The sequence below is a fragment of the Luteimonas sp. YGD11-2 genome, assembly GCF_004118975.1.
Classification (GTDB): Bacteria; Pseudomonadota; Gammaproteobacteria; order Xanthomonadales; family Xanthomonadaceae; genus Luteimonas; species Luteimonas muca.
This window is the reverse complement of the sequence record NZ_CP035376.1, coordinates 2,723,057-2,737,615: the sequence shown is the minus strand read 5'-3', so window position 1 is coordinate 2,737,615 and position 14,559 is coordinate 2,723,057. Positions and strand designations below refer to the sequence as shown.

Sequence of the window (14,559 nt, the reverse complement as noted above, 5' to 3'; positions counted from 1 at the left end):
GCGGAGTCGGCCGGACAGTCGCGTCATCGCTTGCGATGCCGAGGAAAGTCCGGGCTCCACAGGGCACGGTGCCAGGTAACGCCTGGGCGGCGCGAGCCGACGGAAAGTGCAACAGAAAGATACCGCCGATGGCCCTGTCACCCCTTTGCCGCCACCCGATCGAACGGGTGGACATCTCCAGCGCGCTGCCGGCGAAGCCGGCCAAGTGTTTTCTGGAGACGGCAAAGGGGTGGCAGGGATCAGGCAAGGGTGAAATGGTGCGGTAAGAGCGCACCGCGAGTCTGGCAACAGACCGGCACGGCAAACCCCACCGGGAGCAAGACCAAATAGGGACCTCATGGCGCGGCCCGCGTCGGGTCCGGGTAGGTTGCTTGAGCGTATCGGTGACGATGCGCCTAGAGGAATGACTGTCCACGACAGAACCCGGCTTACAGGCCGGCTCCGCCACTTTCCCGGGCTGCCCCCGGGAAACCCAAGGGTTCGCCTTGCGAACCTCGGGCCCCGCTTGTGCTCCCGACCCCCACTCGCGCCTGCGGCGCGAGCCGCCCCCTGACTCAGGGGCCCCATGGCGACACCGTCGTCGCACCCGAAGCTCCACCGCACGGCACCATCGCCCCTTTCCCGTTCACGGGAGAGGGGTTGGGGTGAGTGAGAAGTCGCGATAGCGCCCTCATCCACCCCTTCGGCGCACCTTCTCCCGCAGGCGGGAGAAGGGAAAGCCGGGTCGCCGAAGCGCCGCCGGCACGCACGATCACCCCTCCGTTGACGGACGAGGGGTTGGGGTGAGGGGCGCGGAAATACGCCCTCATCCACCCCTCCGGAGCACCTTCGCCGGCAGCCAGAAGAATGGTGTGCTCGTCGGTGAAGTCATTGGTCATTGATCTCGCCGGTGCCAGGGCCAGCGTCCCGGCGCGAATCCCCCCTCTCGCGCAGTGCCCAAGCTGAAGGTCGGTACGGAGCACGAATCCATCCGTCGCCCATGCCACCCTTCACACGCCCTCCACGACCCTGAATTCTGTGAGCTATCTCAAAATTTGAGACGAAACAGCAGCTTGTGGATAAAGCTTGAACAAGTATGTGAACTTCTTCGCAAGTCATTGAGCGGACTAGCGAAAATTTGACAAACGCATTGTTGACAACCCCCTGACCCGACCCTAAGGTGGCGCCACGTGGGGAAGCCGGGGTTTTTGTGGTTTTCCGCGGAATCTGAAGCCCGCCGCAGACGGGCATCCGGGCCGAGACCAAGTGTTCCAGGGCGAGACCGCCATCACCATCGACGACAAGGGCCGACTGGCGATTCCCACCGCCTATCGGGACATTGTCGCGCGCGTGTGCGCCGGTCGCCTGGTCCTGACCTACAACCCGTTCGAGTCCGGCTGCCTGTTCCTGTACCCGGAAGCGGAGTGGGAGCGGGTGCGCGACGCGGTCAACCAGCTGCCCGGCTCGCTGTCGGCGCACCGGCGCATGCAGCGCTGCCTGGTCGGTTCGGCGGCGCATGTGGAACTCGACGGCAATGCCCGCATCAGCGTGCCGTCCAGCCACCGCGCGGCGGTCGGCATCGAGAAGAAGGCCGTGCTGCTGGGCATGGGCGACAAGTTCGAACTCTGGAGCGAGCAGGCGCACCACGCGCAGATCCGCCAGGTGATCACCGACGAGGATCTCAGCGGGCAACTGCTCGAGTTGAAGCTATGAACGGCGGTGGCACGGACACCCCGTCCGGCCACCTTCCAGTCATGGTCGCGCAGGTCATCGACGGCCTGCGGGTGGTGGAGGACGGCGTGTATCTGGACGGCACGTTCGGTCGTGGCGGCCATGCGCGACGCGTACTGGAACGTCTGGGCGCACAGGGCCGGCTGCTGCTGATGGACAAGGATCCCGACGCGATCGCCGTGGCCGGACGCGAGTTCGGCGCGGACGCGCGCGTGCACGTGCGCCAGGCCAGCTTCGCCTCGCTCGGCGGCTGGGACCTCGCGCGTGCCGGCGTCGACGGCATCCTGTTCGACCTCGGCGTGTCCTCGCCGCAGCTCGACGTTGCCGAGCGCGGATTCTCGTTCGGCAAGGACGGCCCGCTCGACATGCGCATGGACCCGGGCTCCGGCGAGAGCGCGGCCGAGTGGCTGGCGCACGCCGACGAGCGCGCGATCGCCGACGTGCTGTGGACCTATGGCGAGGAACGGCACAGCCGCCGCATCGCCCGCGCGATCGTCGCCCGGCGCGCGCAGGAGCGGATCGTGCGCACCGCGCAGCTGGCCGAACTGGTGGCCGCGGCGATGCCGCGCGGCAAGCCGGGCAGCGAGCGCAACCGCATCCACCCGGCCACGCGCAGCTTCCAGGCCATCCGCATCCACATCAACCGGGAACTGGCCGATCTCGAGGCCGGGCTCGATGCCGCCCTCGAGGTGCTGCGCCCGGGCGGGCGGCTGGCGGTGATCAGCTTCCATTCGCTGGAAGACCGCATCGTCAAGCAGTTCATCGCACGCCACGCCAAGCCGCCGCCGAGCAACCGCCGGCTGCCGGAGATCGCGCCGTTCGTGCCGCGCCTGCGCGACCTCGGCGGCGCCATCCATGCCGAATCCGACGAAGTGGCGGCCAACCCGCGCGCGCGCAGCGCGGTGTTGCGGGTGGCCCAGAAGCTCGACGGGGTGGCGGCATGATCACCCGCTTCCTGGTCGCCATCGTGCTGGTCGCCATCGTCATCACCGCGATCGGCGTGGTGCATGCGCGCCACCAGCACCGGCAGCTCTTCAGCCAGCTCACGCGGCTGGAGAACGCCCGCGACGAACTCAACATCGAATTCGGCCGGCTGCAACTCGAGCAGGCGACCTGGGCGGAAAGCACCCGTATCGACCAGGTGGCGCGCGAGCGGCTGGGGATGAAGTTCCCGGAAACCGCCGACATCGTGGTGATCCGGCCATGAGGTTCGGACGCATCCCCGGTGGCCATGCCAAGCGCCCGCGTGCCCGCGCGCAGTTCGACCTGCGCGCGCGGCTGCTGCTGGTGGGCGGCGGGCTCGGGCTGGTGGCGCTGGTGCTGGTGGGCCGTGCCATCGACCTGCAGCTCATCGACAACGCCTTCTACCAGCAGAAGGCGGACTCGCGTTTCCTGCGCGAACTGCCGATCGCCACCTCGCGCGGCATGATCACCGACCGCAACGGCGAGCCGCTGGCGATCTCCACGCCGGTGGCGTCGCTGTGGGCGAACCCGCAGGAACTGGTGAAGCACCCCGAGCGCATCACCGAGCTGGCCGAAGCGATCGGCCAGGACCCGGACCAGCTTGCGCGCGCGGTCGCGCAGCGCGCCGACAAGGAGTTCATGTACCTGCCGGGGCAGCGCCGCATCCACCCGGCCAGCGCGCAGAAGATCGTCGCGCTCAATATCCCCGGCGTGTTCAGCCAGCGCGAGTTCCGCCGCTTCTACCCGCAGGGCGAGGCGCTGGCGCATGTGCTCGGCTTCACCAATATCGACGACCGTGGCCAGGAAGGCATCGAGCTGGCGTTCGACGAATGGCTGCGCGGGCATCCGGGTGCGCAGAAGGTCATCCGCGACCGCCGCGGCCGCATCGTCGAGAACGTCGACCTGGTGCGCCCCGCGCAGCCGGGCAAGGACCTGACGCTGTCGATCGACCGCCGCATCCAGTACCTCGCCCACCGCGAACTGCGCAACGCGATCGTCAGCTCCGGCGCCAGTGCCGGTTCCTCGGTGATCCTCGACGTCGCCACCGGCGAGGTGCTGGCGATGGCCAACCTGCCGGCCTACAACCCGCATGTGCTGGGCAGCACTGACCGCGAGGCGCGCCGCAACCGCGCGGTGACCGACCTCATCGAGCCGGGCTCGACGATCAAGCCGCTGACCGTGGCCGCGGGGCTCGAGGCCGGCACCATCCGCCCCGATACCCGTATCGACACCAACCCGGGCTGGATCCCGAACGGGCGCTACCGCACCAGCGATTTCCGCAACTACGGCGTGCTCGACGTCACCGGCGTGCTGACCAAGAGTTCCAACGTCGGCGTGGCCAAGATCGTGCACACGCTGCCCGACGAACGCTTCTACCAGTTCCTGCAGCGCTTCGGTTACGGCCGCAGCACCGGCAGCGGCTTTCCCGGCGAGGCGGCGGGCTTCCTGCGCGAGCCGGCGAGCTGGGACGGCACCATGAAGCAGACGATGTCATACGGCTACAGCATGTCGGTGACGCCGCTGCAGCTGGCGGTCGCCTACGCGGCGCTGGGCAACGGCGGCAGGCTGATCGCGCCGACCTTCGTCAAGGGCCAGCACAACGAGCCGACCCAGGTGCTCGATCCGGGCATCGCCGCCGAAGTGATGCGGATGATGCAGACCGTGACCGAGCCGGGTGGCACCGCCACGCGCGCGGCGATCCTGGGCTACCACGTGGCCGGCAAGACCGGCACCGCGCGCAAGGCCAGCGGCGGCGGCTATGCGCGCCGCTACGTCGCGTTCTTCGCCGGCCTGGTGCCGGTCGACAACCCGCGTTTCTCGATGGTCATCGTGATCGACGACCCCGACACCTCGCGCGGTGGTTCCACCTATGGCGGCGGTTACATCTCCGCACCGGTGTTCAAGGCGACCATGGAAGGCACGTTGCGGCTGATGGACGTGCCGCCCGACGACATCGACACCTGGCTTGCGGCGCAGGCCGATGCCGAGCGCAAGCGCCGGGCGACCGCCGCGCGCCAGGCACCGGCGCGCCCGGTCGCACCGGCGGTGGCCGCCGCGGTGGCCAATGCGGGAGCCGCGCGATGAGCCGCATGGCGCTGCGCGAGCTGCTGCCCGACGTCGCCGGCGTGCCGGCCGGGCTGGCCGTCTCCGGGCTGGTGCAGGACAGCCGCGAGGTCGGCCCGGGCGATGCCTTCATCGCCATCCCGGGCTTCGGCACCCACGGCCTGCGCTTCTCGTCGCGCGCGCTGGATGCCGGTGCCGCGGCGATCGTCTACGAAATCCCGGCGCCGGAAGACCTCGAGGTGCCGGCCGACGCGATCGCGGTGCCCGGGCTGCGCAGCCGCCTGGGTGCAATGGCCGACCGCTTCCATGGCTCGCCGTCGAAGGCGATGGTCACCGTCGGCGTCACCGGCACCAACGGCAAGACCTCCACGGTGCAGCTGCTGGCACAGGCGTGGACCCTGCGCGGCCTGCGGGCGGGCAGCATCGGCACCCTCGGCGCCGGCCTGCATGGCGCGGTGGAGCCGACCGGCTTCACCACGCCGCAGGTCTCGCAGCTGCATGCGCTGCTCGCGCGCCTGCGCGACGACGGCGCGCAGGCGGTGGCGATGGAGGTCAGTTCGCACGCGCTCGACCAGGGGCGCGTGGATGGCGTGCATTTCCGCGTCGGCGTGTTCACCAACCTCACCCGCGATCATCTGGACTACCACGGCGACATGGCCAGCTACGGTGCCGCCAAGGCGCGCCTGCTGCGCTGGCCGGGGCTGGAAGCGGCGGTGGTCAACCTCGACGATCCTTACGGCCTGCAGCTGTTCGAGTCCGGCCATGCCGGGCGCACGATCGGCATCAGCACCCGCGGCCATCCTGCGGCGTTGCTGCGCGCGGAGTCGGTGGCGCTCGACGGTGCCGGCATCGGTTTCCGGCTGTGTACCGGCGAGGCGGAGCATCCGGTGCGTTCACCGCTGCTGGGGCGCTTCAATGTCGACAACCTGCTGGCGGTGGCCGGCGTGCTGCATGCGCTCGGCGAGGACGCTGCGACCATCGCCGACACCCTGTCGCGGCTGCAGCCGGTGCCCGGGCGCATGACCCGGCTCGGCGGCGCCGGCCGACCGACCGTGGTGGTCGATTACGCGCATACCCCCGACGCGCTGGAGCAGGCGCTCGCCAGCCTGCGCGACCACGTGCGCGGTCGGCTGGTCTGCGTGTTCGGCTGCGGTGGCGAGCGCGACCGCGGCAAGCGCGCGCAGATGGCGGCGATCGCCGAACGCCTGGCCGATGCGGTGGTGGTCACCGACGACAACCCGCGCGGCGAGGACGGCGATGCCATCGTCGCGGAGATCCTCGACGGCTTTGCCGGGCGCAGCGCGGTGACCGTGCAGCGCGACCGCGCTGCCGCGATCGCGCAGGCGATCGGCCAGTCCGGCCCGGGCGACATCGTGCTGGTCGCCGGCAAGGGGCACGAGCCCTACCAGGAGATCAGCGGCGTGCGCCATCCCTTCGACGACGCGCAGGTCGCGCGCGCTGTGCTGGAGCAGTGCGCATGAGCCTGGCGATCACCCCGATGCCGCTGTCGCAGATTGCCCGTTGGGCGCAGGGCCGGCTCGATGCCGCGCCCGACAGCGACCCGCTGATCGATGCGGTCGAAACCGATACCCGTGCGTTCGGTGCCGGCGCCAGCACCCTGTTCGTCGCCCTGCGCGGCGAACGCTTCGACGGCAACGACCATGTCGCCGCCGCTGCGGCCTGTGGCGCGCGCGCCGCGCTGGTGTCGCGGCCGTCCGATGCCGGCATCGCGCAGATCGTGGTCGATGACACCCAGACCGCGCTGGCGATGTGGGCCGGCGCCGTGCAGCGTGCGCGCAGCGGCACCGTGGTCGGCATCACCGGCAGCAACGGGAAGACGGGGGTCAAGGAACTCACGCGCACGATCCTGTCGCGGCTGGGGCCGACCTACGCCAACCCCGGCAACCGCAACAACGAAATCGGGCTGCCGCTGTCGGTGCTGTCGGCGCCGGAAGACAGCCGCTACGCGATCTACGAGATGGGCGCCGGCAAGCCCGGCGACATCGCCTGGCTGACGGCGGTTGCGCGGCCGCAGGTGGCGCTGGTCAACAACGTGGCGCCGGCGCATCTCGAGCGCATGGGCAGCCTGTTCGGCATCGCCGAGACCAAGGCCGCGATCTACGAGGCGCTGCCCGCCGACGGCACCGCCATCATCAATGCCGACGACGCCTTCGCGCCGTACTTCGCCGAACGCGCGCATGGCCGCCGCCTGCTGCGCTTCGGCATCGACAACGGTGCCGACATCGCCGCCACCGCGATCCGCGCCAGCGATGCCGGCAGCACCTTCGTGCTGGTGCTGCCCGATGCCGAAGCCGCGGTGGAACTGCCGCTGGCCGGCCGCCACAGCATCCGCAATGCACTGGCGGCGGCATCCATCGCCTGGGCGCTTGGCGCCAGCGCGGGCGTCATCGCCAACGCGCTGTCCACCGCGCAGCCGGTGGCCGGCCGCCTGGTGCGCCATCGCATGGCGGGCGGCGGCCTGCTGATCGACGACAGCTACAACGCCAACCCCGGTTCGATGGATGCCGCGATCGACACCCTGGCGGCCGCTGCGGGCCAGCGCTGGCTGGTGCTGGGCGACATGGGCGAGCTGGGCACGGATGCCGCCGCGCTGCATGCCGAGATCGGCCGCCGCGCACACCAGGCGGGCATCGAACGGCTGTACACGGTGGGCCGGCTGAGCGCCGCCGCGGCGCAGGCATTCGGCGCCGACGCCCACCACCACGACGACCAGCCCGCACTGATCGACGCGTTGCGACGCGAGGTGCAGGCGCGGGCTGCGGCAGGCGAGGGCGCATCGCTGCGCGTGCTGGTCAAGGGATCGCGCTCGAGCGCGATGGAGCGGGTCGTGTCCGCATTGCTGGACCTGACGGAGGACACCACCGATGCTGCTTGAGCTGGCGCGCTGGCTGCAGGGGCTCGAGGATTTCTTCGGCCTGTTCGCGTACCTGACCTTCCGCGGCATCCTCGCCGCGCTGACCGCGCTGCTGCTGTCGCTGTGGTGGGGCCCGGCGGTGATCCGCAGGCTGGCCCAGTACAAGGGTGGCCAGCCGATCCGCAGCGACGGCCCGCAGACGCATTTCTCCAAGGCCGGCACCCCGACCATGGGCGGTGCGCTGATCCTGCTCACCGTGCTCGCCTCGGTGCTGCTGTGGGGCGACCTGCGCAACAAGTACGTGTGGGTGGTGCTGCTGGTGATGCTCGCCTTTGGCGCCATCGGCTGGTACGACGACTGGATCAAGATCGTCAGACGCGACCCGAACGGGCTGAAGTCGCGCTGGAAGTACCTGCTGCAGTCGGTGTTTGGCCTGGCGGCCGGCATCTACCTGTACCAGACCGCCGACGTCGCCGCGGCGACCACGTTCTATATCCCGCTGTTCAAGGCGGTGGCGTTGCCGCTGGTGTCGATCACCTTCGTCGCCATCGCCTATTTCTGGATCGTCGGCTTCTCCAACGCGGTCAACCTCACCGACGGCCTCGATGGCCTGGCGATCATGCCGACGGTGCTGGTGGCCTGCGCGCTGGGCGTGTTCGCCTATGCCTCGGGCAACGCGGTGTTCTCCAACTACCTGCAGATCCCGCAGATTCCGGGTGCCGGCGAACTGGTGATCATCTGCGCGGCGATCGCCGGCGCAGGGCTCGGCTTCCTGTGGTTCAACACCTATCCGGCGATGGTGTTCATGGGTGATATCGGCGCGCTGGCGCTCGGTGCGGTGCTGGGCACCATCGCGGTGATCGTTCGCCAGGAACTGGTGCTGGTGATCATGGGCGGCATCTTCGTCATCGAGACGCTCTCGGTGATGATCCAGGTGGCGTCGTTCAAGCTCACCGGCAAGCGCGTGTTCCGGATGGCGCCCATCCACCACCACTTCGAGCTCAAGGGCTGGCCGGAGCCGCGCGTCATCGTGCGCTTCTGGATCATCTCGGTGATCCTGGTGCTGGTCGGCCTCGCGACGTTGAAGGTGCGCTGATGGCCGTTGCCGACACCACCGCCAGCCGCCAGGCCACCCGCCTGGACGCCATCCAGGGGCGCTTCGACCCGTGGCTGTGCGGCGCCGCCATCGCGCTCGCGGTGCTGGGCGTGGTGATGGTCGGTTCCAGCTCGATCGCGGTGGCCGAGGAGCTGGAGGTCGGCCCGTTCTACTTCCTGGTGCGCCACCTGATGTTCCTGGGCATGGGCGCGGTGCTGTGCGCGCTGGTGATGCGCACCGAGCTCAAGAGCATCGAGAAGTACGACCGCCTGCTGCTGCTGGGCTGCTTCGGCCTGCTGCTGCTGGTGTTCATCCCGGGCCTGGGCCACAGCGTCAATGGCGCGCAGCGCTGGATCAACCTCGGCGTCTCCAACTTCCAGGTCGTGGAAGCGGTGAAGCTGATGTACATCGTGTGGCTGGCCAGCTACCTGGTGCGCTTCCGCGACGAGGTCAATGCGACCTGGGGCGCGATGCTCAAGCCGATCTTCGTGGCCTGCGGCCTCATGGTGCTGCTGGTGTTCCAGCCCGACTTCGGCTCGCTGGCGCTGATGCTGGCGATCACCGCCGGGATGCTGGTGCTGGGCGGCGTGCACCTGCCGCGGATGGCGGCGCCGGTGGTCATCGGCCTGCCACTGCTGGCGATCGTGGCGATCGCCGAGCCGTACCGCATGCGCCGCCTCACCTCGTTCATGGACCCGTTCGCGGATCCGTTCAATTCCGGCTACCAGCTCGCCAACGCGCTGATGGCGGTGGGCCGCGGCGAACTCACCGGCGTCGGCCTGGGCGCGTCGATCCAGAAGCTCAACTACCTGCCCGAGGCGCATACCGACTTCATCCTGGCGGTGATCGCGGAGGAACTCGGCTTCCTCGGCGTGTGCCTGGTGATCGGCCTGTACGCGCTGCTGGTCGGGCGCGCGCTGTGGATCGGCCTGAAGTGCGTGGAGATGCGCCGCCACTTCGCCGGCTACTGCGCCTTCGGCGTGGCACTGGCGATCGCGCTGCAGAGCCTGGTGTCGATCGGCGTCAACCTCGGCCTGCTGCCAACCAAGGGCCTGACCCTGCCGCTGATCTCGTCCGGCGGCTCCAGCGTGATGATGACCTGCGTCGCGGTGGGCCTGCTGCTGCGGGTGTCCTTCGAGCTCGACCGCGCCCAGCGCCAGGTCGCACGCCTGCGCGGCGATGCTCCTACTCCGGTACCGGCACCGTCCAGCCACGACCCCGCACCGGCGCGCGCGACGCCCGCCGCCCCTGCGCCTGCCGCCGACGCCGCAAGGGCGCCCGCCTACGGCACCAGCCGCCTGCGCCAGCGCGTCGAACCCACCTTCGGGAGAACCTCTGCATGATCCGTCGCCTGCTCGACGCCCGCCTGCTGTCCGGCGCCGAACTCGCGCGTGCCTACGGGCGGGTGCATTTCGTCGGCATCGGCGGCGCCGGCATGAGCGGCATCGCCGAGGTGCTCAACACGTTGGGCTACAGCGTGTCGGGTTCCGACCTCGCCGACAACGCGGTGACGCGTCGCCTGCAGGCGCTCGGCATCCGCGTGCATCGCGGGCATGCCGCCGACAACGTGCAGGGCACCGACTGCGTGGTGATCTCCAGCGCGATCCGCGCCGACAACCCGGAACTGGTGGAAGCGCGTGCGCGCCGCATTCCGGTGGTGCCGCGTGCGGAGATGCTGGCCGAACTGATGCGCCTCAAGCGCGGCATCGCGGTCGCCGGCACCCACGGCAAGACCACCACCACCTCGCTGACCGCCAGCGTGCTGGCCGAAGGCGGCATGGACCCGACCTTCGTCATCGGCGGCCAGCTGCTGGCCGCCGGCGCCAATGCGCGGCTGGGCGGTGGTGACTGGCTGGTGGCCGAGGCCGACGAGAGCGACGGCAGCTTCCTGCGGCTGAACCCGCTGGTGGCGGTGGTCACCAATATCGATGCCGACCATCTGGAGAACTACGGTGGCGACTTCGCACGCGTGCAGGCGGCGTTCTCCGAATTCCTGCACCGGCTGCCGTTCTACGGGCTGGCGGTGCTGTGCATCGACGATCCCGAAGTCGCGCGGCTGGCCGAGGAGACCCCGCGCCACGTGACCACCTACGGCTTCAGCGTGGATGCCGACGTGCGGGCCGAGGACGTGGTGCAGCATGGTGCGCGCATGTGCTTCACCCTGTGCCTGCCCGATGGCAGCCGCACGCCGGCGACGCTGGCACTGCCCGGCCGCCACAACGTGCAGAACGCGCTGGCGGCGGCGTCGGTGGGCTGGCAGGTCGGTGTGGAGCCGGCGCGCATCGTGCAGGCGCTGGAGAAGTTCCAGGGCATCGGCCGCCGCTTCAACCTGCTGGCCGAACTCACCACCGCGCAGGGCGCGACGGTGCAGCTGGTCGACGACTACGGCCACCACCCGAAGGAACTCAAGGCGGTGTTCGAGGCCGCGCGCGGTGGCTGGCCGGAGAAGCGGCTGGTCGTTGCCTTCCAGCCGCACCGCTACAGCCGCACCCGCGACCTTCTCGATGACTTCGCCGCGGTGCTGTCCGAGGTCGACGTGCTGGTGCTGACCGAGGTCTATGCCGCCGGCGAGGCGCCGCTGGCGAATGCCGATTCGCGGGCGCTGGCACGTGCGATCCGTGCGCGCGGGCGTCTCGACCCGGTGGTCGTCGACGACACCGATGAACTGCGTGCGGTGCTGCCCGACGTGCTTGCCGATGGCGACCTGCTGCTGGTGATGGGCGCGGGTGACATCGGCCATGCCGCGCAGCAGCTGGCGCTCGATGGTTTTCCGGAGGTGCTGCGATGAGCGCACGTCCGCTGCCCGCCCCGCGCCTCGCCGATCCGGCCGGCTTCGGCCGCGTCGCCGTGCTGCTTGGCGGCACCGGGTCGGAGCGCGAGGTGTCGCTGGAGTCGGGCCGCAACGTGCTCGAAGCACTGCGCGCGCGCGGCGTCGATGCACAGCCGGTCGACGGCATCGCCGCGCTGGCGCAGGCGCTGGTGGCACGCCGCTACGACCGCGTGTTCAACGTGCTGCACGGCCAGCACGGCGGTGGCGAGGACGGCGTGGTGCAGGGGCTGATGGATGCGCTCGGGGTGCCGTACACCGGCTCCGGCGTGCTCGGCTCGGCGCTGAGCATGGACAAGATCCGCACCAAGCAGGTGTGGTTGAGCCTCGGTCTGCCGACGCCGGCCTACGCGCGCCTGGCGCGCGGCGACGACGTGCATGCCGCCGCGCGCGCGCTCGGCCTGCCGGTGATCGTCAAGCCATCGCAGGAAGGTTCGAGCGTCGGCGTCAGCCGCGTGTTCGACGATGCCGGCCTCGAGGATGCCGTGCAGCTGGCCGCACGCTACCCGGGCGAACTGCTGGTCGAGCGCATGGTGGTCGGCGACGAGCTCACCGTCGGCATCCTCGACACCGGCGACGGCCTGCGCGCGCTGCCGTCGATCCGCATCGTGCCCAAGGGGTCGTGGTACGACTACGAAGCCAAGTACGTGTCCGACGCCACGCAGTACCTGTGCCCGGGCCTCGAGGGCGACGACGAGCGTCGCATCGGCGAACTCGCGCTGGCGGCCTTCGTCGCCGCCGGCTGCGGTGGCTGGGGCCGCGTCGACATCATGCGCGACCGCGAGACCGGCGACTTCCAGTTGCTCGAGGTCAACACCGCGCCGGGGATGACCAGCCACTCGCTGGTGCCCAAGGCCGCCGGCCAGATCGGCATCGGGTTCGAGGAACTGTGCTGGCGCGTGCTGGAGCAGACCCTGTGAACGCGATGCTGCGCATCCTCGCCTGGGCACTGGCGCTGGCACTGGTGGCACTGCCGGTGGTGGCGGTGGTGCAGGGCTGGATCGGCGCCGAGCGCTGGCCGCTGCGCACGCTGCGGGTGATCGGCGACCTCGCCTGGGTCGAGGACGCGGCGCTGCGCGAGGCGGTGTTGCCGCATGCACAGCGCGGGTTCTTCGCCGTCGACCTCGCTGCCGCCCAGGCCGCCGTATCGACGCTGCCGTGGGTGGAACAGGCGGAAGTGCGCAAGCGCTGGCCGGACGTGCTGGAAGTGCGCGTCAGCGAACACCGTCCGTTCGCGCGCTGGGGCGACGACCGCCTGCTGTCCGAGCAGGGTCGGCTGTTCCCGGCCGCGGGCACCACGCCGCCGGATGGCCTGCCGTGGTTCGACGGCCCGGAGGCACGCGTGCCGGACGTGGTCGCGCTCTACAACGAGTCGCGCGCGCTGTTCACCGCGGTCGGCGACGACGTCGAGCGCGTGGCGGTGGATTCGCGTGGCAGCTGGTCGATGCGCCTGGCCAGCGGCACCGACGTGGTCATTGGCGGGCAGCAGGCGCGCCCGCGCATCGAACGCTTCGCCCGCCTGTTGCCGCGGCTGCTGCACGAGCGCGCCGAGCGCCTGCAGCGGGCGGACCTGCGCTACACGAATGGCTTTGCACTGACCTGGGGCGAAGCCGCCCCGGCCGATGGCACGAACACCGCCACCGTGGCGGTGAATGGCCGTCCGCTCGCAGCCGCGCGAATGCGTGCAGCGCAGCCGCTCGACGCGATCGTCCGTGCCCTGACCTCCGGCGCCCCGCGCGCACTGTTTCCCCCCTTCATTTCCGGCAGCACCGCATGAACCGCAAAGGCGACAAGGCCCTGATCGTCGGCCTCGACATCGGCACCTCCAAGGTGGTGGCGCTGGTGGGCGAGTACTCCCCCGGCAACCCGATCGAGGTGATCGGCATCGGCAGCCATGAATCGCGCGGGCTCAAGCGCGGCGTGGTGGTCGACATCGAGTCCACCGTGCAGTCGATCCAGCGCGCGATCGAGGAAGCCGAGCTGATGGCCGGCTGCGAGATCCGCTCGGTGTATGCGTCGATCTCCGGCAACCACGTGCAGTGCAAGAACTCGCCGGGCATCGTGCCGATCCGCGACGGCGAGGTGACCTGGGCCGATCTCGACCGCGTGCTCGACGCCGCCAAGGCGGTGGCGATCCCGGCCGACCAGAAGATCCTCCACGCGATTCCCCGCGAGTACGTGCTCGACGACTCGCAGGAAGGCATCCGCAATCCCGTCGGCATGACCGGCGTGCGCCTGGAGGTGCACGCGCACCTGGTGGTGTGCGCGCAGTCGGCTGCCGCCAACATCTCCAAGTGCGTGCAGCGCTGCGGGCTGCAGATCGACGACCTGGTGCTGTCGTCGCTGGCATCCAGCACCGCCGTGCTCACCGCCGACGAGCGCGAGCTCGGCGTGGTGCTGGTCGACATCGGCGCCGGCACCACCGATCTGGCGGTGTTCGTGCAGGGCGCGATCTCGCACACCTCGTCGCTGCCGATCGCCGGCGACAAGGTCACCGAGGACATCGCGCACATGCTGCGCACGCCCACGCCGGAAGCCGAGCAGATCAAGGTGCGCTACGCCTGCGCGCTGGCGCAGCTGGCCACCAGCGAGGAATCGATCCAGGTGCCGAGCGTGGGCGACCGCCCGCCGCGGCGTCTGCCGCGGCAGTCGCTCGCGCAGGCGGTTCAGGCGCGCTACGAGGAGATCTTCGAGATGGTGCAGGCCGAACTGCGCCGCTCGGGCTTCGAGCAGCACGTGCGCGCCGGCATGGTGCTGACCGGCGGCGCCGCGAAGATGGAAGGCGTGGTCGAACTCGCCGAGGAAATGCTGCAGATGCCGGTGCGCGTGGGCATTCCGCAGCACGTGACCGGGCTGGGCGAAGTGGTCGGCAACCCGGTGCACGCCACCGGCGTGGGCCTGCTGCTGATGGGCAGCCAGATCGAACATCCCCGCCGCCCGGTGATCCCGACCGGGCGCGCAGGCAGCTTCTTCAAGAAATTGAAGGAGTGGTACCGGGGCGAATTCTGAGCCGGCCCGCCACGC

General features: G+C 70.2%; 11 protein-coding genes, 1 other RNA gene and 1 pseudogene. All 13 read left to right on the top strand.

The features are described from left to right. Positions 1 to 2: 2 nt before the first annotated feature. The 13 genes and pseudogenes from rnpB (at position 3) to ftsA (ending at position 14,544) form a co-directional block, all read left to right on the top strand. Positions 3 to 447: RNase P RNA component class A (gene rnpB, locus ERL55_RS12600), an RNA gene on the top strand. Between the two features lie 798 nt (positions 448 to 1,245). Beyond that, positions 1,246 to 1,692 carry a division/cell wall cluster transcriptional repressor MraZ gene (gene mraZ, locus ERL55_RS12595; protein WP_129136721.1) on the top strand — a complete coding sequence of 149 codons (447 nt, stop codon included), beginning with the start codon at positions 1,246 to 1,248 and terminating at the stop codon, positions 1,690 to 1,692. Next, the gene (gene rsmH, locus ERL55_RS12590; RefSeq protein ID WP_129136720.1) at positions 1,689 to 2,654 is read left to right on the top strand and encodes a 16S rRNA (cytosine(1402)-N(4))-methyltransferase RsmH; all 966 of its coding nucleotides are present in this window, start codon (positions 1,689 to 1,691) and stop codon (positions 2,652 to 2,654) included. The genes mraZ and rsmH overlap by 4 nt, the downstream gene beginning before the upstream one ends. Beyond that, on the top strand, positions 2,654 to 2,917 hold the full coding sequence (ftsL, locus tag ERL55_RS12585) for a cell division protein FtsL (protein WP_129137347.1): 264 nt from the start codon (positions 2,654 to 2,656) through the stop codon (positions 2,915 to 2,917). Before rsmH ends, ftsL begins: the two co-directional genes overlap by 1 nt. After that, a pseudogene (locus tag ERL55_RS12580) lies at positions 2,914 to 4,653 on the top strand (penicillin-binding protein 2); the annotation flags it as partial. The gene ftsL and the pseudogene ERL55_RS12580, both read left to right, overlap by 4 nt. A 101-nt stretch (positions 4,654 to 4,754) precedes the next feature. Next, a complete protein-coding gene (locus tag ERL55_RS12575) occupies positions 4,755 to 6,218 on the top strand; it encodes a UDP-N-acetylmuramoyl-L-alanyl-D-glutamate--2,6-diaminopimelate ligase (RefSeq protein WP_129136718.1) in 1,464 nt (487 codons plus the stop codon). 17 nt (positions 6,219 to 6,235) lie between these two features. Beyond that, positions 6,236 to 7,633 (top strand): UDP-N-acetylmuramoyl-tripeptide--D-alanyl-D-alanine ligase, encoded by a 1,398-nt coding sequence (gene murF / locus ERL55_RS12570; protein ID WP_129137346.1) that lies wholly within the window; start codon positions 6,236 to 6,238, stop codon positions 7,631 to 7,633. Beyond that, the gene (gene mraY / locus ERL55_RS12565) at positions 7,623 to 8,708 is read left to right on the top strand and encodes a phospho-N-acetylmuramoyl-pentapeptide-transferase (protein ID WP_129136717.1); all 1,086 of its coding nucleotides are present in this window, start codon (positions 7,623 to 7,625) and stop codon (positions 8,706 to 8,708) included. The genes murF and mraY overlap by 11 nt, the downstream gene beginning before the upstream one ends. Beyond that, positions 8,708 to 10,051 carry a putative lipid II flippase FtsW gene (gene ftsW, locus ERL55_RS12560; RefSeq protein ID WP_129136716.1) on the top strand — a complete coding sequence of 448 codons (1,344 nt, stop codon included), beginning with the start codon at positions 8,708 to 8,710 and terminating at the stop codon, positions 10,049 to 10,051. The genes mraY and ftsW overlap by 1 nt, the downstream gene beginning before the upstream one ends. After that, on the top strand, positions 10,048 to 11,496 hold the full coding sequence (gene murC, locus ERL55_RS12555; RefSeq protein ID WP_129136715.1) for a UDP-N-acetylmuramate--L-alanine ligase: 1,449 nt from the start codon (positions 10,048 to 10,050) through the stop codon (positions 11,494 to 11,496). The genes ftsW and murC overlap by 4 nt, the downstream gene beginning before the upstream one ends. Further along, positions 11,493 to 12,455 (top strand): D-alanine--D-alanine ligase, encoded by a 963-nt coding sequence (locus ERL55_RS12550; RefSeq protein WP_129136714.1) that lies wholly within the window; start codon positions 11,493 to 11,495, stop codon positions 12,453 to 12,455. The genes murC and ERL55_RS12550 overlap by 4 nt, the downstream gene beginning before the upstream one ends. Next, complete coding sequence (locus ERL55_RS12545) at positions 12,452 to 13,312, top strand: cell division protein FtsQ/DivIB (protein WP_129136713.1); 861 nt, start codon at positions 12,452 to 12,454, stop codon at positions 13,310 to 13,312. The genes ERL55_RS12550 and ERL55_RS12545 overlap by 4 nt, the downstream gene beginning before the upstream one ends. Continuing rightward, on the top strand, positions 13,309 to 14,544 hold the full coding sequence (gene ftsA / locus ERL55_RS12540; RefSeq protein WP_100321820.1) for a cell division protein FtsA: 1,236 nt from the start codon (positions 13,309 to 13,311) through the stop codon (positions 14,542 to 14,544). The genes ERL55_RS12545 and ftsA overlap by 4 nt, the downstream gene beginning before the upstream one ends. Positions 14,545 to 14,559 lie beyond the last annotated feature (15 nt).